Source organism: Prevotella sp. khp1 (genome assembly GCF_900102205.1).
GTDB classification, from domain to species: Bacteria; Bacteroidota; Bacteroidia; order Bacteroidales; family Bacteroidaceae; genus Prevotella; species Prevotella ruminicola.
The window spans coordinates 651,339-676,303 of record NZ_FNJZ01000001.1; the positions used below are offsets into that span (position 1 = coordinate 651,339).

Here is a 24,965-nt window from a genome sequence, read left to right on the forward strand (position 1 = left end):
CATTATTATATTATATAGGCCTCTTTTTTGTGCTCGAACACAAAAAAGGGGCTATTTTTTGCCATTTTGAATTGACTTAAATCAATAATCTTTCAAAATGATAGTTTTTTTGAGAAAAAAGTGATAAAAAGTTTGTTATTTCAGAAAAAAGCTGTAATTTTGCAACCAGAATTAAAAAATTAAATCACAAACAAACAACAACTAAAAAAAGGTATTAAGATTATGAATGCAGCAAAAGTTGTAGAAGATCTGAAGCAGAGATTTCCCAATGAGCCTGAGTACATTCAGGCAGTAAGTCAGGTACTCCCCACTATCGAGGAAGAGTACAACAAGCACCCCGAGTTCGAGAAGGCTAATCTCATCGAGCGTCTGTGTATCCCCGATCGCGTATATGAGTTCCGTATCACATGGGTTGACGACCAGGGTAAGGTTCAGACAAACATGGGTTACCGTATCCAGCATAACAACGCTATTGGCCCTTACAAAGGCGGTCTGCGTTATCACAAGAGTGTTAACCTGGGTATTCTGAAGTTCCTTGCTTTCGAGCAGACTTTCAAGAACTCACTCACAACCCTGCCTATGGGTGGTGCTAAGGGAGGTTCAGACTTCTCACCACGTGGCAAGAGCGACGCTGAGGTTATGCGTTTCTGCCAGGCATTCATGAACGAGCTTTACCGCGTTATCGGTCCTGACGAGGACGTACCTGCTGGTGATATCGGCGTAGGTGGCCGTGAGGTTGGTTACCTGTTCGGACAGTACAAGAAACTCACACACCAGTTCCAGGGTGTTCTGACCGGTAAGGGTCTCTCATTCGGAGGTTCACTCATCCGTCCTGAGGCTACTGGTTACGGTTGTGTTTACTTCCTGACCTCTATGCTGGCTACACGTGGCATCGATCTGAAGGGTAAGAAGGTGCTGATTTCAGGTTCTGGTAACGTAGCACAGTATGCTACTGAGAAGTGCCTGCAGCTGGGTGCTATCCCCATGACCCTCTCTGACTCAGACGGTTACATCTACGATCCAGACGGAATCGACTTCGACAAGCTGGCTTATGTTAAGGAACTGAAGAACGTTGAGCGCGGACGTATTAAGGAATATGCCGAGGAGTATCCTAACGCTGTATATCACGCTGGTGAGCGTCCTTGGCACGAGAAGGCTGATATCGCTCTGCCTTGCGCTACACAGAACGAGATCAACGGCGAGCAGGCTCAGGCTCTCGTAGACAATGGTGTTATCGCTGTTGCTGAGGGTGCTAACATGCCTTCACTCCCCGAGGCTATCAAGATCTTCCAGGATAACAAGCTGTTGTATGCTCCTGGTAAGGCTTCGAACGCTGGTGGTGTATCAGTATCTGGTCTTGAGATGAGTCAGAACTCTGAGCGTCTGAGCTGGACTGCTAAGGAGGTTGACGACTATCTGAAGCGCATCATGAACGACATTCACGAGAACTGCGTGAAGTACGGTACACAGGCTGATGGTTACATCAACTATGTAAAGGGTGCTAACGTAGCCGGATTCATGAAGGTTGCAAGCGCCATGATGGCTCAGGGAATTGTTTAAATTTCAATATAAATCGCCATTAACTTGTAAATAGTTAGTAAAAGTAAAGTATAAAAGGTTAAAACTGGAATGGGAGGGGCCAGCTCGTGAGAGTTGGCTCTTCTTTTTGTTAATAATTCATAAATCTTTAAATTATCAACCGTCTAAAACGAGCTATCTCGCTAAAAATCAGTACCTTTGCACCCGATTTTCGCTCCATAGGGGCAATAGGTGTAGGAACAGGCGCCCGCTCCTATCAATATTAACCCTTTAAAATATGGTCTGTTAAACGTCTGTACAGATCTCGCTCCGACACACAAACGAGGAGCACAAATTTATTTAATTATGTCAGAATTAACAAAGAACGTTAAGCCACTCGACGATTTTAATTGGGACGAGTTCGAGAATGGAACAGTTGCTAATGTTAGCAAGGAAGAGCTCGACAAGGCTTACGACGAAACCCTGAACAAGGTTGCCGACCATCAGGTAGTAGAGGGCACAGTAATCTCTATTGACAAGAAGGAAGTAGTTGTCAACATCGGCTACAAGAGCGACGGTATCATCCCCGCTTCTGAATTCCGCTACAACCCTGATCTGAAGATCGGCGACAAGGTAGAGGTTTACGTTGAGAGTGCAGAGGACAAGAAAGGTCAGCTGATCCTCTCTCACAAGAAGGCACGTCTGAGCCAGTCTTGGGAGAAGGTTAACGAGGCTCTCGAGGCAGACGCTATCATCCAGGGTTACATCAAGTGCCGCACTAAGGGCGGTATGATCGTTGACGTATTCGGTATCGAGGCCTTCCTCCCCGGATCACAGATTGACGTTCACCCAATACGCGACTACGACCAGTTCGTAGGCAAGACTATGGAGTTCAAGGTTGTTAAGATCAACCAGGAGTTCCGCAACGTAGTTGTATCTCACAAGGCTCTCATCGAGGCTGAGCTCGAGGCACAGAAGAAGGAGATTATCGGTAAGCTCGAAAAGGGTCAGATCCTCGAGGGTACCGTTAAGAACATCACTTCTTACGGTGTATTCGTTGACCTCGGTGGTGTTGACGGACTGATCCACATCACAGACCTTTCTTGGGGCCGCGTAGACGATCCTCACAAGGTTGTTGAGCTCGATCAGAAGATCAACGTTGTAATTCTCGACTTCGACGATGAGAAGCGTCGTATCGCTCTCGGTCTGAAGCAGCTCACTCCACATCCTTGGGATGCTCTGGATGCTGACCTCAAGGTGGGCGACCACGTTAAGGGTAAGGTAGTTGTTATTGCCGACTACGGTGCATTCGTTGAGATCCAGCCTGGTGTTGAGGGTCTGATCCACGTTTCAGAGATGTCATGGAGCCAGCACCTCCGTTCTGCTCAGGAGTTCCTGAAGGTTGGCGACGATGTAGAGGCTGTAATCCTGACTCTGGACCGCGACGAGCGCAAGATGTCTCTGGGTATCAAGCAGCTCCGCGAGGATCCATGGGAGGCTATCGAGACTAAGTATCCTGTAGGCAGCAAGCACACCGCTAAGGTTCGCAACTTCACCAACTTCGGTGTATTTGTTGAGCTCGAGGAGGGTGTTGACGGTCTGATTCACATCAGCGACCTGAGCTGGACTAAGAAGGTTAAGCATCCTTCAGAGTTCACACAGGTAGGTGAGCAGATTGAGGTTGTAGTTCTGGATATCGATAAGGAGAACCGTCGTCTTTCTCTCGGTCACAAGCAGCTCGAGGAGAATCCTTGGGATGTATTCGAGGGTAAGTACGCTGTAGGTTCAATCCACGAGGGTAAGATCAGCGAGATGCTCGAGAAGGGCGCCGTTGTAGCTCTCGAGGAGAACGTTGAGGGCTTTGCTACTCCTAAGCACCTCGTTAAGGAGGATGGTTCACAGGCTCAGGCTGGTGAGACTCTCCAGTTCAAGGTTATCGAGTTCAACAAGGACTCTAAGCGCATCATCCTGTCACACAGCCGCACATTCGAGGATCCCGCTCGCGAGGAGAAGAAGGCAGCTGCTAAGAAGGGCGGTCGCAAGAACGATACTCCAAAGATCGAGAATATCGCCGCTAGCACAACTCTCGGTGATATCGACGCTCTGGCTGAGTTGAAGGCTAAGATGGAGAAGGCTGAGAAGTAATTCTCACCCCTACCCTATAAAAACCAATCCCTCCGATTCACATCGGGGGGATTTTTTTGTCCCTACCCCAACAAGTTGCAGGGCTTCACCCTGCCGGGGGATACCCCCATACCCCATCTCAAGGCGTAGCCTTTCGATTCCTCCATCACCCCCTAGCCCCCTCTTCATAAGATGGGGTCTCAAACCACTCCCCAAACCCCTCGCCATCTTGGCAAGGGGCTTAAATCCTGGATTTGGGAAGACCCAAATCCATGCTATGTTTTGGCAGGCCGGGACTTCGGCCTATATTGCTTAATAGGGGCTGCTCGCCCCTAATACCCTCGGTGTTTAAACATGGTATAGATTATAAGGGGTTTGGGGGCTTGCCCCCATTAAGCAAAATATGGCGAACCCCGAAGGGGCAAAGGCTGGAGAGCCATACCAGAACTTTGATGGAGAGGGTTTTCCCTCGGAATCAACTAAAGCCCCTTTTCCTGGGATAGGGAAAGGGGTTGGGGAAAAGAGTCGAGACCCCATCTTATGAAGAGGGGGCTAGGGGGTGATGGAAAATCCTTAGGATGAAGGAGGGTTGGGTGGTTGTGACCCTGCAGGGGGCCCCTGCAATTGTTGGCACGCTATTTGCATAATCGTGGATTAGACAATAAGAACAAATATCATTTTGATAATAAGAACATAAATACATAAGATTATGCAAAAAGGTAACATCGGGGTTACAACCGAGAACATTTTCCCCGTCATCAAAAAGTTTCTCTATTCTGATCACGAGATATTCCTCCGCGAAATGGTGTCGAACGCCGTTGACGCTACACAGAAGTTGAAGACACTGGCTGCTCAGGGCGAATACAAGCAGGAGCTTGGCGACCTGACCGTACGTGTAAACCTGGATACCGACAAGGGTACCATCACCATCAGCGACCACGGTATCGGCATGACCGAGGAGGAGATTGACAAGTATATCAACCAGATTGCTTTCTCGGGCGTTACCGACTTCCTTGAGAAGTATAAGGATAATGCCAACAATATCATCGGTCACTTCGGACTTGGTTTCTACTCAAGCTTCATGGTAGCCAAGAAGGTTGAGATTATTACCAAGAGCTGGAAGGAAGGCTCGAAGGCTGTTAAGTGGAGCTGCGACGGAAGTCCTGCCTACGAGATTGACGATGCTGAGCGCGAGCAGCACGGATCGGACATCATCCTGTACGTAGATGATGACTGCAAGGAGTTCCTCGATAAGTTCAAGCTCGAGGGCCTGCTCAACAAGTACTGCAAGTTCATGGCTGTACCCGTGGCCTTTGGTAAGAAGACCGAATGGAAAGACGGCAAGCAGGTTGATACCGACGAGGACAACATCATCAACAGCGTGGAGCCCCTGTGGACCAAGACTCCAAGCACCTTGAAGGACGAGGACTACAAGAGCTTCTATCGCACACTCTACCCCATGAGCGACGAGCCTCTGTTCTGGATTCACCTGAACGTGGACTACCCATTCAATCTCACAGGTATCCTCTACTTCCCAAAAATCAAGAACAACATCGAGCTGCAGAAGAACAAGATTCAGTTGTACTGCAACCAGGTATTCGTGACCGACCAGGTAGAGGGTATCGTACCAGAGTTCCTGACCCTGCTTCATGGTGTGATCGACTCACCAGACATTCCTCTGAACGTATCACGTTCGTACCTGCAGAGCGACCGCGAGGTTAAGAAGATCTCTACCTATATCACTAAGAAGGTAGCCGACCGCTTGAAGGCCATCTTTGGCGAGAACCGCAAGGAGTACGAGGAGAAGTGGGACGACCTGAAGCTGTTTATCAACTACGGTATCCTGAGCGAGGACGGTTTCTACGATCGCGCCAAGGAGTTTGCACTCTTCAAGGATACTGAGGGTAAGTACTTTACCTTCGACGAGTATAAGACGCTGATTGAGGCCAACCAGAAGGATAAGGACGACCAGCTGGTATATCTGTACGCTACCGACAAGGAGGAGCAGTACAGCTACATCAAGGGTGCCCAGGATAAGGGTTACAGCGTGCTGCTGCTTGACGGACAGCTCGACGTACCAACCATCCAGACTCTGGAGCAGAAGTTTGAGAAGAGCCGCTTCACACGTGTCGACAGCGATATCATCGACCGACTGATTGTAAAGAGCGATGCGCCTAAGAACAACCTGAGCGAGGATCAAAGTGACAATTTGTCAGCCGTATTCCGCACTCAGCTGCCAAAGATTGAGCATACAGAGTTTATGGTTCAGGTAGATGCCCTTGGTGCCGAGGCCCGTCCTGTAGTTATTACTCAGAACGAGTACATGCGCCGTATGAAGGAGATGAGCCGATTCCAGCCAGGTATGAGCTTCTATGGTCAGATGCCCGACTCGTTCAACCTTGTTCTGAACTCAGACCATCCTCTGGTAAAGAAGGTGCTTGATGAGAGCAGCGCAGCTACCGAGGAGGCCCTGAAGCCTATCGTAGCCGAACTGAAGGGTCAGGAAGCCCGTTTGGCTGCCATCCGTGCCCAGCAGGATAAGAAGAAGTACGACGAGCTTACACAGGAGGATAAGGACCAGAAGGCCGAGGCTGAGAAAGCCGTACAGGAGCAGAAGGACAAGAAGCAGGCTGTAATTGCCGAATATGCCAAGGGCAACTCGGTTGTTCATCAGCTGATTGACCTGGCTCTGCTGCAGAACGGTATGCTTAAAGGCGAAGCCCTGGATGCATTCCTGAAGCGCTCAGTTGATTTGATTAAATAAAAGAATCAAGCATAAAGAAAGCTCCCAATTTTGAAGTTGGGAGCTTTTTTTATTTAGGTAATTCGAGCGTTACACGACAACCATGATGATAATCGGCATCGAAAACCAGATTTCCACCCAAGCTCTTAGCATGGCGTTTGGCCAATGGGAGACCTAAGCCGAGACCTTCGGACAAATCGCCTTCGCGGGTAAATGGCTCGAACAGAAGCTCTTTCTTGTCGTCGGGCAATCCAGGACCTACATCCTCTACCGTATAGCTAACGGTATTATCGGTATCGGTAATACTCAGCTTGATATGCTGACCATCTGAATATTTCGCAGCATTATAAAGCAACTCACGCAGCGTACGCATCAGGTAAATATGATTAGTAACGATGCAAAGCGTATCGGATACGGTTGAAGAGAGCTCGATATTGGCATCGGGGAAGTGGGCGTGCGTATAAAGGATACACTCGTGGGCCAACGCATTAACCGACTCCTCGTCCTGTTTCTTACACTTCAAGGCCTCGTTGGCATCGCTCTCCGAAGCATCGAACAGCATCAGCACCATACTGTTAAGATTGATGGCGTTGCTCTTCATCATACTTGAGATATTGGCCAGTTCCTCCTCGCCTATCATATCCTTATTGTTGCTGCTCTCGCGTAGCATGCTGGCAAAACCAGTAATCACATTTAATGGCGAACGCATGTGTTGGGCCACCTGCTGCATGAACTGGTTCTTTTTCTTCACGTTCTCCTGAGCCTGCAGGACATCCTGCTGCAGCGCTTCGTTACGCAGTCGCGCCTCGTCAACACTCTGACGCAAACGGCCCATCTTGTCGTTCAAAGCCATCTGCATCTGAGCAAAACTATTCTGTAGTCGCGCTATCACACCTTTACCCAAGTTGACAGGAATCTGCTCGTCATATCGCCCATCAGAGATATCCTTCGTCATATCAAGCAAATCGTTCAATGGACTGACGGTTTGTTTTACGATACGATTACTTAACCACATAATGGCCAGCAATCCTATCACAATCAAGGCTATGATAACGTATCCCATTCTGTGGTAACTACGCATCAGCTGGTTATCGGGACAAACCAAAGCCAGACTCCAGTTGGTACCTTCGACAGGCTCGTAACACACATGATAGAGCTGGTTACCTATATGCACATGCATAGAGCCGCGCTTTCCAGCCGTCATCTCATAACTTAATGATATCAAATCCTGATTCGCATTGGGGTCGACATCCGTATAAAGCGTTTTACGGAACAAACGGGTGGTGTCGGGATGAATCAGATAACGTCCATCACCACCTATCAGCATATAGTAAGCCCGATTGTAATCCAGTTCGTCGGTATTAATAAGCTTAGCCAACTTGCTGAACGAGAAATCGACTGCTACGACACCAATCATACGCCCATTTTTCTGTCGCAATGGCTTGCAGTAGGTTGCGATTGCCTGCTGAACATCGACTTTTCCATCAGAATATTCGATGAAAGGATCAACCCAGCATGATTTACCTGTTTCTACCGGTTTGGTATAGCTAAGTTTTTCCAGATAGTCGTATTCCGGTTCGCAGTAAGTAGCCAAAGTGTCACCCGTTCTTTTGGTGTAAACCGAGAATTTCTCGCCATACTGCGGAAACATGTTCGGCAAAGCATATACGGAACAACTCATCACATTGCCATTCAGGCGCACAATACGGTTAGACACAGTCTGAATAGCTTGAGGCTCAAAGTTTTCCTCGAGCATCCATACATTAGCATCAGCTGCCGTTTCAATGGTTTGCATATAGTTCTGAACGCGCTGCAAGGTGGTGTTCAGTAAACTCTGCGAACTCTCCATAGCCTCATGATGTATGAGATAACGCGACTGCAGGAAAAGGATGCCTAACGCCACTACAAAGATTGGGATAGCCAGCAGCATGATGCCCAAGCTAAGCTCTCTCGACAAACTACGACGTACCCTAATCATGGTTGGCCTCCTTTCCTGTTTCGGCATCAGTAAAATGAGCCATATGATTCAACAGTTCAACCAGCATATCGCTTTTACGCTCGATATTATCTACCTGCTTATCTATTTCGTCTTTACTAATATCATGATAGTTGTTACACAACGTTGTGACGCTACGGTCGATACTCTCGGCTGGTACAGCCATCTGGTTTGTGATATAGTGCAGGAACGAAGTTTTCATCCTATCGTTCTCTTCTATCCTACCATAAGCAGCACGTAACTCATCGCTATGTTCATGCAACTGCATCGTTTCGTTCTCCAAATCAGCTGTCTGCTCCTTCAATCTGTCCTGCATCTTACGTAAACGGTTCTGCAAATGTCCTACCTCATCTTCGCGATTGGTGGCAGGTACCGATTCATCGTAGTTTCCAGCGGCTATACGCTGGGTTAATTGAGTAAGCAGACTGAGAGGCTTGAGTTCGTGACGAACAAGCCAGCCACAAAGCAGGAAGAATAACAACAAGCCTACAATGGTGATAGCAACCACCAGATAAAGCAGTTTGTTGTGCACACTATGTATATCGGCATCAGGATAAACCACACCTACACTCCAGTCTAACTGCCAATCAGAGCGCCCCTCCCACTCTACACGCTTAAAGGGCTTGAAGAACACACTCCACGATTCGTCGTTCATACAGAAACGCTTCATACCGCTCTGTCCCGACAGCATAGCCTCGGCAGCCTCGAGTACGGAATGGTCGGCACCCTCATTCATCAGAGTGAATACCGTCTTACTCTGCAACTTTTCTTTGTCGGGATGCACAATGAACGAGCCGTTCTTAGCCATCAGCACACAGTAGCCTCGCTCTGAGGGTTTTGCTGCCAATACAATCTTCGACAGCTGACTGATAGAAACATCGACAGCAATCACACCCACACGCTGGCCACTCTTATCGCTGAATGGCAGACAGAAATTTACCAGCGGCTCATTCTCGGTATCCTCACCTTTCAATGGGTCGGTCCAGCCCATCCATCCTTTGTTCATAGGATCCTTATACCAAGTCTGCTCAGTATAAGGACGATCGGTAAAAGTATCGGTAGTAACCAAATCGCTCTTGATATCAGTAGTAAAGGCTCTGCGATGCACATAGGCCATAAACAAATCCTTACCAGGGAAATAGCCAGGCTTAAAGGCGATGGCACAACCTACAATATTAGGATTACTCTCAACCAGTTCGCGACAATACACATACATGCGTTCAGGCTCATCAACATGCTCCAGCAGATCGTAATACATATTTCCTGTACTCTGCTCTACGCTCAACAGGATATTGTCGATATTCTGCACAGTACTCTCAAGTGTCAGCTCGGCATCGCGCATAGCCTCGTTCTTCAACGCCTTATGGGAGAAGTAGAACAATACACCCAGCGATACCGCTAACAACAGCAACGTTTGGCCTGCTATCAGTATATTAAGCTTATACTTTTTCTGCATAACTACATACGCTTACAAATAAAACCTACAGCCACAATGCCTATAATGGACAAAAATAAGAGTGTCCATCGCATACATCTGAAGGGTTTCGATACATCAGATATAGGAGCTACAACAGCCACCGACCAGTCAATACCATCAATCGGGCCGTAGTAAACCAACGAAGGCTCACCATCCACTTCCATCTCAATCATACCAGATTGCTGCTGCTCAAGATTCTTCAACATCTCAGGATCTTTAAACACCGTTTTCTTACCCTCGGGATGCACAATGCAAGAGCCATCATGATCAACAACCATCGAGAAGAAAGTGAAATCGCGCATCAAATGGTATTTGTTTACCTGCTGGTCGTTACGACAAGCATCGTCGATACGCTGCAAGGCCTTAGTAAGCCACTCGAAAGTGATATCAGCACCACACACGCAGGCCAGTTTACCATCGGCTGTATAAACGGGCTTTACGAAAGTACAATAATGACCACTAATATAGGTTCCATCATAGTAATAATAAGGCTCCGACCAGAAACAGGTCTTGATATCCTTGGCATGCTTGTACCAGCCAGACTGGGTGTAGTCATGACGGGCCGAACCTACCATACTAATTTCGAAATCTGAGCTATCAGAATGGTGTATATAGGGCTCGAACCATTGACCCTTACTGGGGAAGAAATTAGGTTCGAATGCAGCAAAATAACCACGCACATCGGGATTCAGGTTCGACTCCTCTTCGAGGGCTTGTACTACCGACTCGGGGCTATCCATGTGTTTCTCAACCTCATTAAACACATTGATTGCACTCATCTCCATACCCCTGATGGTTTTATTAAGCTGTGCAGCTATTACACTTTGCAAGCCTGCATAACGTACATTAGTCTCTGCGCGCATAGCCGCGCTAAATGCCCAATACGATACACCTACAACCACCAGTATAACTACTGATGCTGCAATTAATACATACCATTTCTTATTCATATCTTTCTTCACAGAATACAGTTCCACGGTCTTATATTCAATTAGTTAGAACGTAATATTTCTGCAAAGATAGATAATTTTCCGATGTATTCAAAGAAATATTAATAAATTAACATATATTAATTAACGCCTATAGCGATTTAAGCTTGTTGCGATAGGCCTTACGCAGTTTACGAACAGCTTTTTCGCGTATCTGGCGTACACGCTCGCGCTTGACATCCATATCCTCGGCTATCTCGGCCATCGTTTCGTGCTCCTGATTAATTCCGTAGAAAGCATTTATCACACGGCGTTCGCGCGCATCAAGTGTGCCTAAAGCAAATTCTATGGCATCCTCGATAGCTTCAGAGTGTACTCGCTCATCAGCCAAGGGCGCATCCTTATTAACCAATACCGACAGCAGACTCATGTTGGTACGATGCCCCAGAGGTGCATCAACAGATACAGCTTGTGCCTGCTGGCGAGCCACCTCTTGCTTTACGTCCTTTGGCACCTGATAAAGTCCACCCTGCTGGTCGATAGCCTTCTCGATAGACTGACGGATGTAAACAACAGCAAAGTTAACAAAACGCACACCTTTGCTAGCATCAAACTTGGCAGCAGCCTTCATCAAGCCGAGATTGCCCTCGCTCACCAGATCTTCCATATCTACACCTTTACCTTTGTACTGGCGAGCAACAGATACCACAAACTTAAGATTAGCCTCGATCAACTTCGACAGCGCACGTTCGTCGCCTTTTGCAATACGTTCGGCCAATTCGCGCTCCTCTTCATTGGTTAGCAACTGCTCACGTCCAATCTCATCCAAATATCTGTTTAATGCTGAATCTTCCATATCAATCTCTTTTTGTTTGCAAAGATACGAAAGTATTTCGATATACACAAAAAAAGGAGAGAAAACCTTTCGATTTTCTCTCCTCTTGGTGATTCCGGCGGGATTCAAACCCACAACCTTCTGATCCGTAGTCAGATGCTCTATTCAGTTGAGCTACGGAACCATTGTTCCTTTATTTTTGCAACCGTTTTTGTGATTCCGGCGGGATTCAAACCCACAACCTTCTGATCCGTAGTCAGATGCTCTATTCAGTTGAGCTACGGAACCATTTCCGATTTGCGGGTGCAAAGGTACTGACTTTTTTTGGAACCACCAAACTTTTGGAGGACTTTTTTCGAAAAAAGTGCAGTTTTACACGATAATTCGCGTTTTATGGTAGTTTTCGCGGAACTCAGAGGGGCTACAACCCTTACGTTTCTTGAAAATACGATTAAAGTTGCTCAGGTTATTGAACCCACAAGCATAGCTGATTTCGGATACCGAATTGGTACTATCCACCAACATACGGCTGGCATAACCCAATCGCTGGTCGATGATATACTCACTCAGATTACGACCGGTATGCAACTTGAAGAAACGACTGAAAGCCGAAGGACTCATACCTGCCAGGTCGGCAAGTGTAGTCAATCGGATTTCCTTGGTGTAGTTCTGCTCGATATAGTTCTTTACCTTCGTTACGCGTCGGCTATCGCTTGTTACCTCGATCTTAGCAAAGCTACTTGAAGCCAACGTATGAGCACCATCACACTTCGACAGCTCGTACAGGATGGTAAGGAACTGCTGGAAAGCATAAAAACCATCCTTTACGCTACAAAGCGTATTGAGTTGCTGATACACACGCATGATAGCGTCCATCGGGAAACTAAGTCCCTTGCGTGCCTCCTGCATCATCTGCTGGATAGAGATGAAGGGATTTCGCGAAAAGATACTATTATCGGAAAAATCGAACTCAAAGTGTATGGTTACCTCGTGGATATCGTCGCTGGTGCAATCGCCTTGCTCCCATACATGCTCCAGATCAGGACTAGTTATCAGCACCAAGTCGTAATCGCCAATCACCTCGCTAGAGTCGCCCACAATGCGACGAACGCCTGGGGCATGCTCTACGAAGTTAAGTTCGAATACCTTATGGTTATGAATGGGATAGGTGAACTCTTTTTTATGTCGTTCGGCAATATAGAGCACATCCTTTCCCGTCAACTGGGTAATCTCATGGATAACCTTGCTTTCTACCATATCTTAAATTTTCAGTTCTTTGAGAATCTCAGACATACGCTGCATGTTATTGATACGCATAGGCACCAATGGCAAACGGAGCACATTCTGGATAAAGCCCATCTCCGAAAGCATGGCCTTTACACCTGCAGGGTTGCCATCAACAAACAGCAGAGAGAAGAGATCGGTAAAACGATGATGGATAGTGCGTGCAGGATCGTACTCGCCGCGCATCTGCAAACGGATCATACGCGAGAACTCCTTTGGCAACGCATTACCAATAACAGAGATGACACCTACGGCGCCACAGCTAACCATAGGGAATGTAAGCGAATCGTCGCCAGAGATCACGTCGAAATCGGCAGGTTTGTTTTTGATAATCTCATCTACCTGCTCCAGATTACCACTGGCCTCCTTGATAGCCACGATATTCTGACAATCGCGAGCCAGACGAACAGTAGTAGCTGCCTGCAGGTTTACACCAGTACGACCAGGCACGTTATAAAGCACAACGGGCAACTGGGTAGCAGCTGCGATGGCTTTAAAGTGCTGGTACAAGCCCTCCTGCGAAGGCTTGTTGTAATAAGGACAAACGCTAAGTATGCCGTCGATGCCCTTGAAGTCGGCTGTTTGTAACTCTTCTACGACAGCAGCGGTGTTGTTGCCGCCGCATCCTATTAATATAGGTACGCGCGCCTGCACGTAGTCTACTACTAAATCCTTAATCTTCTGTTTCTCCTCACGTGTCAATGTAGGTGTCTCACCTGTTGTAGCGAGGATGCAAAAGAAGTCAGCACCGTTGTTAAGCTGATAGTCAACCAGACGTATCAGCGCATCGTAGTCAACCGAACCGTCTTCCTTGAATGGGGTAATGAGCGCAATGCCCAGACCTTTAAAAATGTTATGTACCATGTATAATTGTGTTGCTATTATTCTGCTTTAAATAAATCTTTGATACCGCCAATTGAACCGAGGAGGTTAGTGGCCTCATACGGCAGGTAGACGGTCTTTGTCTTGTCGCCCTCTGCAAGTTCCTGCATCATCTGAATATACTTTTGAGCCAGCAGGTAGTTGGCAGGATTGGTGCTCTTACCTACAGCCTGAGTAATCAGTTCGATAGCCTTTGCTTCGGCCTCGGCTTTACGGATACGAGCCTGTGCCTCACCCTCGGCCTGCAAGATAGCCTGCTGCTTAGCAGCTTCGGCCTTGTTAACGATAGCAGTCTTCTCACCTTCAGAAGCCAGAATCTCAGCAGCCTTCTGTCCCTCCGATGTCAGAATCTGCGCACGCTTATTACGCTCGGCCTGCATCTGCTTCTCCATCGCTGTAAGCACAGAATCTGGAGGTGTGATATCCTGCAGCTCTACGCGATTAACCTTAACGCCCCACTTATCGGTAGCGTCGTCGAGTACGGCAGAGAGCTTTTTATTGATGGTGTCGCGAGATGTCAGCGTCTCGTCGAGTTCCAGTTCACCGATAATGTTACGAAGCGTAGTCTGAGTAAGCTTCTCGATAGCATTGGGCAGGTTGTTAATCTCGTAAGTAGCCTTAAACGGATCAACAATCTGGAAATACAGCAGCGCATTAATCTCTGTCTGTACGTTATCTTTTGTAATCACATTCTGCTTTGGGAAATCGTACACCTGTTCACGCAGATCGATGGTGGTAGAGTACATATAGCGTCCGTGATGCAGAACAACTATCGACTTGGCACGATCGATGAACGGAATGATGATGTTGATACCTGGCTGGAGCGTAGCATAGTAACGACCCAGACGTTCGATGATCTTGGTTTCTGACTGAGGAATAATCACAAGTGCCATTTTGGCAAAGATAACCACGCATACCACAATGGCTATCAAGATGTAAGACATTATATCCATTTTTTAATTCTTTAATTTTTCAATTCTTTAATTTTAAATTTTTACATTTTCTCCACCGTAATGATAGTTGACGCACGATCTACCACTACCACGTTGGCACCCTCTGGGATGTCGGTATCGCTCTTGGTCACGGCTTTCCAGATGTCGCCATCTATCTGCACACGTCCAAAACCGCCAGCTTGGATAGGCTCTACCACCCTGCCCTGTCGGCCCAGCAACGCATCGGCATTACTAATGCGTTTGTCTTCGCCTTTATGCAGATAGCGCTTGGCAAAGGGGCGCACATAAAACAAGCTAACGAGTGTTACAACCGCAAACACCACAATCTGATAATAAGTGCCCGCACCAATAGCTGCCACGATAGCAGCAGGTACAGCGCCGATAGCGAAGCAGATAATGAAGAAATCGCCAGCTGTGAGTTCGAGTATCAGACAGATGAGTGCTACTGCAGCCCATAACTGCCAGAGATGTTGCATGATATAATCAATCATAATCGTTTATTTGTTTACCACTTTCTTCTTATTAATAATGTATACACCCTTAGGCAGACTCTTCAGTTCTGAAGCCTTACCCAGGCGAACACCACGCATGTCGTATACATCGGCATCAGGTGAATCAAGCTGGATATCCTTGATGGCAGTATCCTCTAACAACAGATAAATTGCACTATACTTGTATTGGAAATACTGACTACCATCCTGCTCAAAAAGTTCGAAATTAAGAGGTAATATATCATCGCCATTAAATCCATAGAACAGCGGCAGATAATAATTTCCGACGGTAAGATTCTGGAAACTGAATGGAATATCAATAGTCTTGCCAAAAGCGATATTTACCGGGTTTTTCAAAATAGTGATGTTCTCAATATCAGTCGGTGACGTACCGCCATACAACAAGATATTAATATTGTCGTTATAAGTTTCAGAACCGTAATTTGAAATGTGTGCGACACCCTTCAAAGTAGTTCCAGTAGATGCCTCATTCCAACCCGAAGATGTAGATTTAGCACCTTCAACCTCCAGATCCAAGACTAATGCCACTCCCGTAACATTTGCTTCGAAACGATAGAGTGAATCAGTAAGTTCTGTTCTATCACCACTCAGATAAAATACAAAATTGCCCGCACGCTGAGGTGTGTATTCCAGTACCACATCGCCTGTCTCACCAGCCTCAAGGTTGGTACCACCACCTGTCAGGAGCTGGAACTTATCAGTACCCTGCTCTAAGCTGGCATTACCATACAGGAACAATGGGGCATTGTTTGTCTTGTTCTTATCTGTTACGTTTACGGTAATTGTTATTGGCTTACCCACCTCACAATTCTCGCTTACGGTTACCGAATTGATAGTAAAACTTGAAACAGAAGGATCTTCAAATGATCCGTAAGCCTTGGTTGTCATCTGATTACCATTGATGGTTAGCTCAATATAACGACAAGTAGCGTTCAAAGCCTGTTGCCACAAACTCTTTCCCGTTTCACGGCTCATGGCTCGCAGCTGATAAGTACCATCATCAAGTCCCTTACCAAATGCCAACGAAGCGGTAATATATGAAGTGCCTTTAAAATAATCAAAATTGTAATTTACTGATGTCGAATCAATCATTGCCACCAGTTTATCATTCTGGTATAATGCATAGCCCAGATCATAGTGGCGTACTTCTTTAGGTTGGACAACATTATATATATACATCATCAACTGTATGCCAGGGAAGTTTTCCGAAGCAGAGTTACGAGTATAGGTACCTTTATCGCTTTTTATGGTACAGCTATTTACAAACAATCGCATAGACTTTCCTGCAACCGACGCACCTTTCTCAACACCTACAAGTGCCGACTGACTGAAAGAATAGCCACTTGAACCAGCATTACCACCCGTATATTGCATTTCAGGATTCAAAACAGAAATCAGGAAGTAATCATCGCTTGAACCTCCCCAACCCCAGTTTACATGGAAATAGCCCACACCATCTTTTGCCTGATAACCATCAAGGATAAAGGCATGCCCAACTATTCCTTGACCAGAAGAGGCTGAATTTCCACTATAGAGAACTGGACGATTAGCTGCTAACTCATTATAAATAACTTCGTCCCAACCCTTGGCGGTATAGCATGTACGCTCGATATAATTCGTTGTTTCGGCATAGCCGTATTGGATACGAAGCGCTTCACAGGCATCATAATCATAGGCACTTGAGCTTTCTGAGCCATATTGCATGTACACTTTCTCACCAACATCTGCCATCAGTTTGGCTACAGCATCAACAGCCTCACCAGTATCGTCTGACGAATAGGTGGTCTTCATGGCATCCCAATTAAATGTTTCAGGCCATTTGTGATAATACATAATCTGAGCCGTCGCAGTAGCCACACAACCAGTAGGACAGTTCACGCCCGACTCAACAGGGCAATTATTATTATAGGGAGTATTCTGATTCCATTGGGTCTTAATCAGAGGAGAAATATCTGCATGCGTAGGTACGGTAGCACGCGTTTTAACGCTACTGTTTACTGCATGATTATAAGCCTCGAGCATAGTCTGCATAGCAGGAGGAGCTGTCTGGGCATCATAGCTATTCTTCAAGCCATATGCCAGTACCGATGGTAGTTCGTCATCTGCACTAATAACCACAAAACCGCCATCACAATTAAACACATATATACCAGCGCTATCACCATCGGCAACGCCTGTTACAGCGCGAGTTAACTCTCCACTTGCGGCACGGGTTACATGCGGCATTTTACTACGCAGAAAATCACTTGCGATTCTACGGGCCGATTGCTCGTCAACAGGTGCTGCCATCGTCAGCAAGAAACTGAATAGCACCAGGTAGGTTGAGAGTAGATATTTCTTCATAATTGTAACAATTTGATGGTTTTATAGTGCAAAAATAGACATTTTTGTCGAAATAGCAAAGAAAAAACAAATTATTAGCAAATAAAAGCGCGATTTTTCCGTTATTATGTTATAATGATACGCAAATTAAACAAATTCATCATCATATTGGTACTATTGATGAGTACCCTGACTGCAGCCGCCGATGACTTCACCCTGAAGGGAAAAGTGATCGACGAAGATGGGCATGCATTGGAACTTGTAACCATATCGTGCGCCGCCCAAGGAAAGCTAACCATGACTAATCTGAAAGGCGAGTTCAGCATCGGTCTGAGCACAGCCGACTCGGTTGTGGTAAAATTCACGATGGTGGGCTATGGCGTAAGAAAGCGCGTGTTTAAACGTCCCAAAGGTAAGATGACAGTACAGATTGTGATGCATCCTGCAGCCACGCTGAGTGAGGTAACGGTAACGCAACGTCGCCGACAGACATCACAGACAGAACAACTGGACACCAAACACCTGAAACAAACACCTTCAACCACGGGAAATGCGGTCGAGGAGATGATACAGCAGCAGGCGGGTGTATCGAGCCATAACGAGCTGTCGTCACAATATAATGTACGCGGCGGATCGTTCGACGAGAACTCGGTTTACATTAACCAGATTGAGGTTTACCGACCTTTATTAATTAGTAGCGGACAGCAGGAAGGTCTGTCGGTCATCAACCCTAATATGGTTGAAAAAATCGGTTTTTCTACAGGAGGATACGAAGCAAAATATGGCGACAAAATGTCGTCGGTATTAGACATTACGTACAGACGTATTAAAGGCTTTGAAGCAAATGCCACAGCCTCGCTGTTGGGTGCGAGTGGATTTATCGGTTACGGCAACAGCCGTTTCTCGATGAGTCACGGCATCAGATACAAGACCAACCGTTACCTGCTGAACACATTAGAAACCACAGGAGAATACAAACCAAACTTTCTTGATTATCAGACATATATAAGCTATAACCCAAACAAAAGGTGGAACATAGATTTTATAGGTAATATAGCTGATAATCATTACAACTTTACGCCCAAAGACAGAGAAACGAGCTTTGGTACTTTAGCCGATGCCAAACAGTTTAAAGTATATTTCGACGGACAGGAAAAGGACCGTTTCAATACCCTTTTCGGCGCACTCGGAATTACACGTAGAATTAGTGATTCAACCAGTATAAAGTTTATTACATCAGCATTTCACACCAAGGAACGCGAAACGTACGACATAACGGGCCAGTATTGGCTAAACGACACGCAGACTCAGGAGAGTTTAGGCGTGGGCACTTATATGGAGCACGCCCGCAATTATCTTTCAGCCGATGTGATTAATTTCAAGCTGATAGTCCGCCATCAAACACGTCGTCACGACATCGAGGCAGGCATCAGCTACAAGACAGAACACATTAAGGAACAATCACGCGAATACGAGATGCGCGACTCGAGTGGCTACTCTATCCCCCACTCTGCCGATAAGCTGAACCTGATATACACGCTGAATGCCAAGAACGATATCCGCAGCAACAGGATTGAAGCTTACATACAAGATGTTTACCGCTGGGCAAAAGGCGACAATTACTTTACGCTGAATTACGGCGTAAGAATCGCCAACTGGAGTTATAACAAGGAAACAACCGTATCGCCCAGAGCTTCATTAGCCATCGTGCCGGCATTCGATAGCGATCTCACCTTCAGATTCGCAACAGGCTTGTATTATCAGGCGCCATTCTACAAAGAGATGCGCGACACCACAACGGTTAACGGCATCACAACAGCTGCGCTGAATAACCATATCAAGAGTCAGCAATCTATCCACTTCATAGCTGCAGCCGACTACCGATTCAGAATGCTGAACCGTCCGTTCAAGTTTACAGCCGAAGCCTATTACAAAGCGCTTAACAACCTGATTCCGTATAATGTACAGAACATGAAGATTACCTATTACGGTGAGAATCTTACCAAGGGTTACGCCACAGGTATCGACCTGAAACTGTACGGCGAATTTGTGCCAGGAACCGACTCATGGCTTACCCTCTCGCTGATGAGCACCCGCCAGAAGTTCAACAACCAATGGATACCATTACCCACCGACCAGCGTTGGGCTATGAACCTGCATTTTACCGATTATTTCCCAGGTACCGAGCGATGGAAGCTAACGCTACGCCTGGCATTTGCCGACGGTCTGCCCTTTGGCGCACCACACAGAGGACTGGAACAGCAGCAATTCCGCGCCCCAGCCTACAAACGTGCCGATATCGGTATGAGCTATTGCGCCCTAAAGAACACTAAAGGCATCAAGGGCATCTGGTTAGGAATCGACTGCCTGAACCTGTTTGGTATTTCAAACGTTAACAGCTACTATTGGGTGACTGATGTATCGAACATCCAGTGGGCTGTACCTAATTTCCTGACGAATCGCCAAATTAACGGGAAAATTACTATAAATTTATAATATTTGTTAATTTTCGAGGGTTTTTCGAAGCTTCGCGGGTACAATTATAAATAAAAACGTTATCTTTGCAGAAATTACAGTTTGTTTGAAGTATAATAACGTAACTAAAAGAATTTTTGCGATGAGAAAGATATCGATTTATGCACTACTAAGCATTTTATCGTTAGGCAGTTGTACCAAGGAGTTTGTTTATAACGATGCTAACGACATTAAGGAAAATGCCGAACAGATATTTGGTTTGATTGATCCTAACCAGGATTGGCGCACCACAACATCTGGTACGATTACCGTAACTGCTGACGCCGACCTAGCTAACATTACCAAGGTACAGCTCCTGACCGAGTCACCGTTCTTTAACCCCGACGCCACTATCCTGGCCGAAGCTGATGCCACAGCCGGGCAGACCGTAACATTAAGCTATGATGCACCAAGAACTAACACCCGAGTGATTGCAGCCTGTGTCGACGGCAATGGTAAGTATTATATCAAGGGGTTCAATATTGGAGAAAAGAGTGTTAGTTTCAGAAGTTCTACTGCCGCTACCCGTGCTGTTGCCACCACAAGAGCTGGTGAAGAACTACCAAACATTTCGCTTAAATACAAAGAATCATTCCTGTCGTACAATGCTGAGCGTGCCAATAGTAACGACAGCTATTACAGCATTTGGAAAGATACGAATTGGGAAAACGACCGTTTGTGGAAACTATCAGGTGAGAGTTCCAATGGCTGGACTATATCTAATTCGACCATTTACAGAAATGCAACGGCTTTATCCGAAGATGAAGCAAATGAACTTAATGATATATTCGTTCCTTGGCTCGACCGATATGGCAGCAATGGCAAAGCTAGAAATAATCTAAAACTCATTAACGAGAGTAGTGTCGTTCAGTTATACGGCAACCATCTGGAGGCAAAAGGACAGGCTCCCATCACAATATGCCCAGTCCAGGCAGCTTCTAAGGAAGCCTACTGGTGCGACATCTATTACTATTACTTCAAACCAGAAGATGTTGTAGGAGGAGACACAGCCAACTATATCAAGTCGCTGCCTAAGTTCAAGGCCGTTGACGTAAATGACGAAAGACAGGCATTCAGCGCTGTTACAGGAATTGAAGTAAAAGAAAAAGATGTAAACTTCCTTAGACTGCACGAATACCTCCTGCCTTTCTATGGAAATGCTTCAGAGTTTACATTCAAGCCTTCCACCCTTGGCTCGTATGGCTATACCACAGATGGAAAATACTATCGCATCTACAATAATTCTGGTAAAAGTGATGCAAAACCAAAACCAATACCAGCATCAAATCATTTTATCACATATGGCGACAGCACGCATAATTTGAAGGATGAATACACCGACAATATTGAGTATCAGCTGTGGCAACTTTTTACGAACACCAATGACAATACTGTAATGCTTTATAACGTCGGAAGTCAAAAATTCTTTTGGTGGAACAATGGTGATTATGTAAAAAATAAGGATATCTCAGAAAATAGTTTTAAAAACTATACTATCTATATTACAGATGGAGCAAAGAATCCATATGCTTTCGATGACATAACGAAACAAAAAGTGTTTATTTTAAGTTCAGCCAAAAACAATTTTATCAAGGCACGTATAGATACTGATTTTACGTATCTTAATAAAGGAGGAACAAATATAAGTGGAGACTATAGAACTGCTCGAGAATGGACATTTAAGGTATACGACGAACATCCAGCAAATGCCATTAACGACGTTGAACTCTCATTGGATTATTTCCCCGATGGACAAATTGCACCACCAAGTACAAAGCCTTCGACTATTATCCCTGAGGGCTACCGTGTAGGATTCATGATTAGAAAAGATGGTGGTGCAGAAGCAAATCACAACAATGGCGACCGTGACAAAAAAGGCTGCTCATATGGATATGGCGAATTGAATACAGAAATCAACAAATACGGCCAGTTCAAGAATGCTGTTAAGTCTGACAACAACAAAGATGGCATGGAACTGAACTCACCCCGTATGGCAACATTTAAGGCCAACAACAAGATCTATCTCTGTTTTGAGGAAGGATCCGACGCACAATATAGTGATGTGATCGTTGAAATTGGTAGCAACGGTGAGGCTGGTGTAGATATACCCGACGACCCTCTGGAGGTTGAGGAGCAGGCTTACACCATGTGCTTTGAGGACCGACCGAATGTGGCCGACTACGATATGAACGACGTGGTATTGCGTTGTACCCGCGTTTCGTCAACCGAGTTAGAGTTGTCGCTGATTGCTACTGGTGCTAACGACCCCGTACTTATCAGCGGTATTGTAGGCGATTACGTGAGAGGTACCGAACTTAAGAACAAAGAAGTACACGGGCTGTTTGGCGTAGAAACCTCAACATTCGTCAACACCGTGACATCAGACGAGGTTTTACCTTCGGTATCTTGCGTTTACAGAGTAGATGCATCAACAAGCATCAAGCAGTTCCTGAGCAACATCTACATCACCAACAATGGTCAGGGCGGCCGCACAATAGGCTTGCCAGCAACTGGTGGGGCTCCTTTCGCACTCATCATGCCAGGCAACTTTAATTATCCTCAGGAAAAAATCAGCATCGCAACGGCATATACCACGTTCCGCAATTGGGTAAATAACGCCAACAACTACGGTAACTGGCCTGAGTATTACGACGATTCGAAGATATACATTAACCCTTACAACAGATAAACAATTCAATAAATATACACAATATGCAAGAGATTGTAGCCGAAAACGGGCTGCAATCTCTTTTTTTTAATAAAAAAAGCAAAATATGGGTGGATTATCCAATAAGTTTTGTACCTTTGCAATTCGAAAATATTAATTCTAATTTTTAAGGTTATGAAGATTTCGCACATTGAGCATCTGGGTATTGCCGTCCAGAGCATTGAAGAAAGCCTGCCGTATTTTACCGACGTGCTGGGTCTGGAGTGTTATGCAACAGAAGTAGTTGAGGACCAGAAAGTGAAGACAGCCTTCCTGCGTTGCGGCGAGGTAAAGCTCGAGCTGCTGGAGCCAACATCACCTGAGAGTACCATCCAGAAGTGGCTCGACAAAGGTAACAAGGGCGTACATCATGTAGCCTTCTGTGTTGAGGACGGTGTAGCCAAAGGTCTGGCCGAGGTTTCGGAGAAGGGCGTTCGTCTGATCGACGAGAAACCACGCAAGGGCGCCGAGGGATTGAACATCGCTTTCCTGCACCCCAAATCAACCTGCGGTATCCTGACAGAGCTCTGTGAGCACCCGGAATAAAATTGAAAATTGAAGATTTAAAATATTGAATTACAAAAAGAAATGAGCAAACAATTAGAAAAAATCAAGCAACTCATCGAGAAGCGCGAACAGGCCCGTCTCGGTGGTGGTGAGAAAGCTATTCAGAAACAGCACGACCGTGGTAAGTATACCGCTCGTGAGCGTATTGACATGCTGCTCGACGAGGGTTCGTTCGAAGAGTACGATATGTTTAAGGAGCATCGCTGCCATAACTTCGGTATGGAGAAGAAGCAGTTCCTTGGTGATGGTGTAGTAGCCGGTTCAGGTACTATCGATGGTCGTCTGGTATTCGTCTTCGCACAGGACTTTACTGTACACGCAGGTTCTCTGTCGGAGACTATGAGTCAGAAGATTTGTAAGATTATGGATATGGCCATGAAGATGGGCGCTCCTGTTATCGGTATCAACGATTCGGGTGGTGCACGTATTCAGGAGGGTATCAACTCTCTGGCTGGTTTCGCCGAGATTTTCGAGCGTAACATCCTGGCTTCAGGTGTTATTCCTCAGATTTCAGGTATCTTCGGTCCTTGCGCCGGTGGTTCTGTTTACAGCCCCGCTCTTACCGACTTTACTCTGATGATGGAGGGTACATCATACATGTTCCTCACAGGTCCAAAGGTTGTAAAGACCGTTACCGGCGAGGATATCGACCAGGAGCACCTGGGTGGTGCATCGGTTCACGCTACCAAGTCGGGTGTTACCCACTTCACAGCTAAGACCGAGGAAGAGGGTCTGCAGATGATTAAGACTCTGCTGAGCTACATCCCATCTAACAACATGGAGACAGCTCCTTCGAAGCCTTGCACCGATCCTATCAACCGTATGGAGGACACTCTGAACGAGATTATCCCAGAGAACCCCAACGAGGCATACGATATGTACAAGGTTATCGCTGCTATCACCGATAACGGCGAGTTCTTCGAGGTACAGCCTAAGTTCGCTAAGAACATCATCGTAGGTTTCGCTCGCTTCAACGGTCAGAGCGTAGGTATCGTAGCTAACCAGCCTGCTTGCTACGCTGGTGTACTCGACGTTAACGCCAGCCGTAAGGGTGCCCGTTTCGTTCGTTTCTGCGACGCCTTCAATATTCCTATCGTATCACTTGTTGACGTTCCAGGATTCCTGCCTGGTACAGGTCAGGAGTACAACGCTGTCATCCTGCACGGTGCTCAGCTGCTCTACGCTTACGGCGAGGCTACTGTGCCCAAGATTACCGTTACCCTGCGTAAGTCGTACGGTGGTTCACACATCGTTATGGGCTCTAAGCAGCTGCATACCGACCTTAACTACGCATGGCCATCAGCCGAGATCGCCGTTATGGGAGCATCAGGTGCTGCTGCCGTACTGTATGCTAAGGAGGCTAAGGCTAAGAAAGAGGCTGGCGAGGACGTTAAGGCATTCATCGCCGAGAAGGAGGACGAGTACAACGAGCTGTTCGCTAATCCTTATCAGGCTGCCAAGTATGGCTACATCGATGATGTTATCGAGCCACGCAACACTCGTTTCCGCATCTGCCGCGGTCTGGCCCAGCTCGCTACCAAGCGCGACTCGCTGCCCGCTAAGAAGCACGGTAACATACCAATGTAATTGGTAATTAACAAT

16 protein-coding genes and 2 tRNA genes are annotated in these 24,965 nt (G+C 46.3%); 7 read left to right on the plus strand and 11 right to left on the minus strand.

Features of this window, described 5'->3' with window-relative positions:
* Positions 1–222 precede the first annotated feature (222 nt).
* The 3 genes from BLR73_RS02835 to htpG all read left to right on the plus strand — a co-directional run bounded on the left by BLR73_RS02835 (position 223) and on the right by htpG (position 6,406).
* Positions 223–1,560, plus strand: a complete 1,338-nt coding sequence (locus tag BLR73_RS02835) for an NADP-specific glutamate dehydrogenase (protein ID WP_091858753.1) — start codon at positions 223–225, stop codon at positions 1,558–1,560.
* Between the two features lie 324 nt (positions 1,561–1,884).
* Complete coding sequence (rpsA, locus tag BLR73_RS02840; protein ID WP_013063631.1) at positions 1,885–3,663, plus strand: 30S ribosomal protein S1; 1,779 nt, start codon at positions 1,885–1,887, stop codon at positions 3,661–3,663.
* Positions 3,664–4,351: 688 nt separating this feature from the next.
* Positions 4,352–6,406, plus strand: coding sequence for a molecular chaperone HtpG (htpG, locus tag BLR73_RS02850; RefSeq protein WP_013064202.1), 2,055 nt, complete (start codon positions 4,352–4,354; stop codon positions 6,404–6,406).
* A 49-nt stretch (positions 6,407–6,455) separates the two neighbouring features.
* On the opposite strand, the gene BLR73_RS02855 is transcribed toward htpG, so the two are convergent.
* The 11 genes from BLR73_RS02855 to BLR73_RS02905 all read right to left on the minus strand — a co-directional run bounded on the left by BLR73_RS02855 (position 6,456) and on the right by BLR73_RS02905 (position 17,596).
* Positions 6,456–8,390: an ATP-binding protein gene (locus BLR73_RS02855; RefSeq protein ID WP_091858759.1), complete on the minus strand. Its 1,935-nt coding sequence runs from the start codon at positions 8,388–8,390 to the stop codon at positions 6,456–6,458.
* Positions 8,356–9,837 (minus strand): HAMP domain-containing protein, encoded by a 1,482-nt coding sequence (locus BLR73_RS02860; protein ID WP_091858762.1) that lies wholly within the window; start codon positions 9,835–9,837, stop codon positions 8,356–8,358. The genes BLR73_RS02855 and BLR73_RS02860 overlap by 35 nt, the downstream gene beginning before the upstream one ends.
* Positions 9,838–9,839: 2 nt before the next feature.
* Complete coding sequence (locus BLR73_RS02865; protein WP_143010869.1) at positions 9,840–10,808, minus strand: PDC sensor domain-containing protein; 969 nt, start codon at positions 10,806–10,808, stop codon at positions 9,840–9,842.
* A 130-nt stretch (positions 10,809–10,938) separates the two neighbouring features.
* Positions 10,939–11,643: a sigma-70 family RNA polymerase sigma factor gene (locus tag BLR73_RS02870; protein ID WP_233426302.1), complete on the minus strand. Its 705-nt coding sequence runs from the start codon at positions 11,641–11,643 to the stop codon at positions 10,939–10,941.
* Between the two features lie 86 nt (positions 11,644–11,729).
* Positions 11,730–11,806, minus strand: a tRNA-Arg gene (locus BLR73_RS02875).
* A gap of 30 nt (positions 11,807–11,836) precedes the next feature.
* A tRNA-Arg gene (locus BLR73_RS02880) sits at positions 11,837–11,910 on the minus strand.
* Positions 11,911–11,994: 84 nt separating this feature from the next.
* Positions 11,995–12,879: an AraC family transcriptional regulator gene (locus BLR73_RS02885; RefSeq protein ID WP_013064863.1), complete on the minus strand. Its 885-nt coding sequence runs from the start codon at positions 12,877–12,879 to the stop codon at positions 11,995–11,997.
* Between the two features lie 3 nt (positions 12,880–12,882).
* Positions 12,883–13,770 carry a 4-hydroxy-tetrahydrodipicolinate synthase gene (gene dapA, locus BLR73_RS02890; RefSeq protein ID WP_013064109.1) on the minus strand — a complete coding sequence of 296 codons (888 nt, stop codon included), beginning with the start codon at positions 13,768–13,770 and terminating at the stop codon, positions 12,883–12,885.
* A gap of 17 nt (positions 13,771–13,787) precedes the next feature.
* Positions 13,788–14,741: an SPFH domain-containing protein gene (locus BLR73_RS02895; RefSeq protein ID WP_013064961.1), complete on the minus strand. Its 954-nt coding sequence runs from the start codon at positions 14,739–14,741 to the stop codon at positions 13,788–13,790.
* Positions 14,742–14,782: 41 nt separating this feature from the next.
* A complete protein-coding gene (locus BLR73_RS02900; RefSeq protein ID WP_041385839.1) occupies positions 14,783–15,232 on the minus strand; it encodes an NfeD family protein in 450 nt (149 codons plus the stop codon).
* A 6-nt stretch (positions 15,233–15,238) separates the two neighbouring features.
* Positions 15,239–17,596, minus strand: a complete 2,358-nt coding sequence (locus tag BLR73_RS02905; RefSeq protein WP_091858768.1) for a C10 family peptidase — start codon at positions 17,594–17,596, stop codon at positions 15,239–15,241.
* Positions 17,597–17,710: 114 nt separating this feature from the next.
* Here BLR73_RS02905 and BLR73_RS02910 point away from each other — a divergent pair, with 114 nt between their 5' ends.
* From BLR73_RS02910 to BLR73_RS02925, 4 genes are all read left to right on the plus strand, one after another.
* A complete protein-coding gene (locus BLR73_RS02910) occupies positions 17,711–20,071 on the plus strand; it encodes a TonB-dependent receptor (protein ID WP_091858771.1) in 2,361 nt (786 codons plus the stop codon).
* A gap of 121 nt (positions 20,072–20,192) precedes the next feature.
* On the plus strand, positions 20,193–22,778 hold the full coding sequence (locus BLR73_RS02915) for a DUF4842 domain-containing protein (protein WP_091858774.1): 2,586 nt from the start codon (positions 20,193–20,195) through the stop codon (positions 22,776–22,778).
* Between the two features lie 153 nt (positions 22,779–22,931).
* The gene (gene mce, locus BLR73_RS02920; RefSeq protein WP_013064811.1) at positions 22,932–23,342 is read left to right on the plus strand and encodes a methylmalonyl-CoA epimerase; all 411 of its coding nucleotides are present in this window, start codon (positions 22,932–22,934) and stop codon (positions 23,340–23,342) included.
* A gap of 42 nt (positions 23,343–23,384) precedes the next feature.
* Positions 23,385–24,950 (plus strand): acyl-CoA carboxylase subunit beta, encoded by a 1,566-nt coding sequence (locus BLR73_RS02925; protein ID WP_028908505.1) that lies wholly within the window; start codon positions 23,385–23,387, stop codon positions 24,948–24,950.
* The last annotated feature ends 15 nt before the right edge of the window (positions 24,951–24,965 follow it).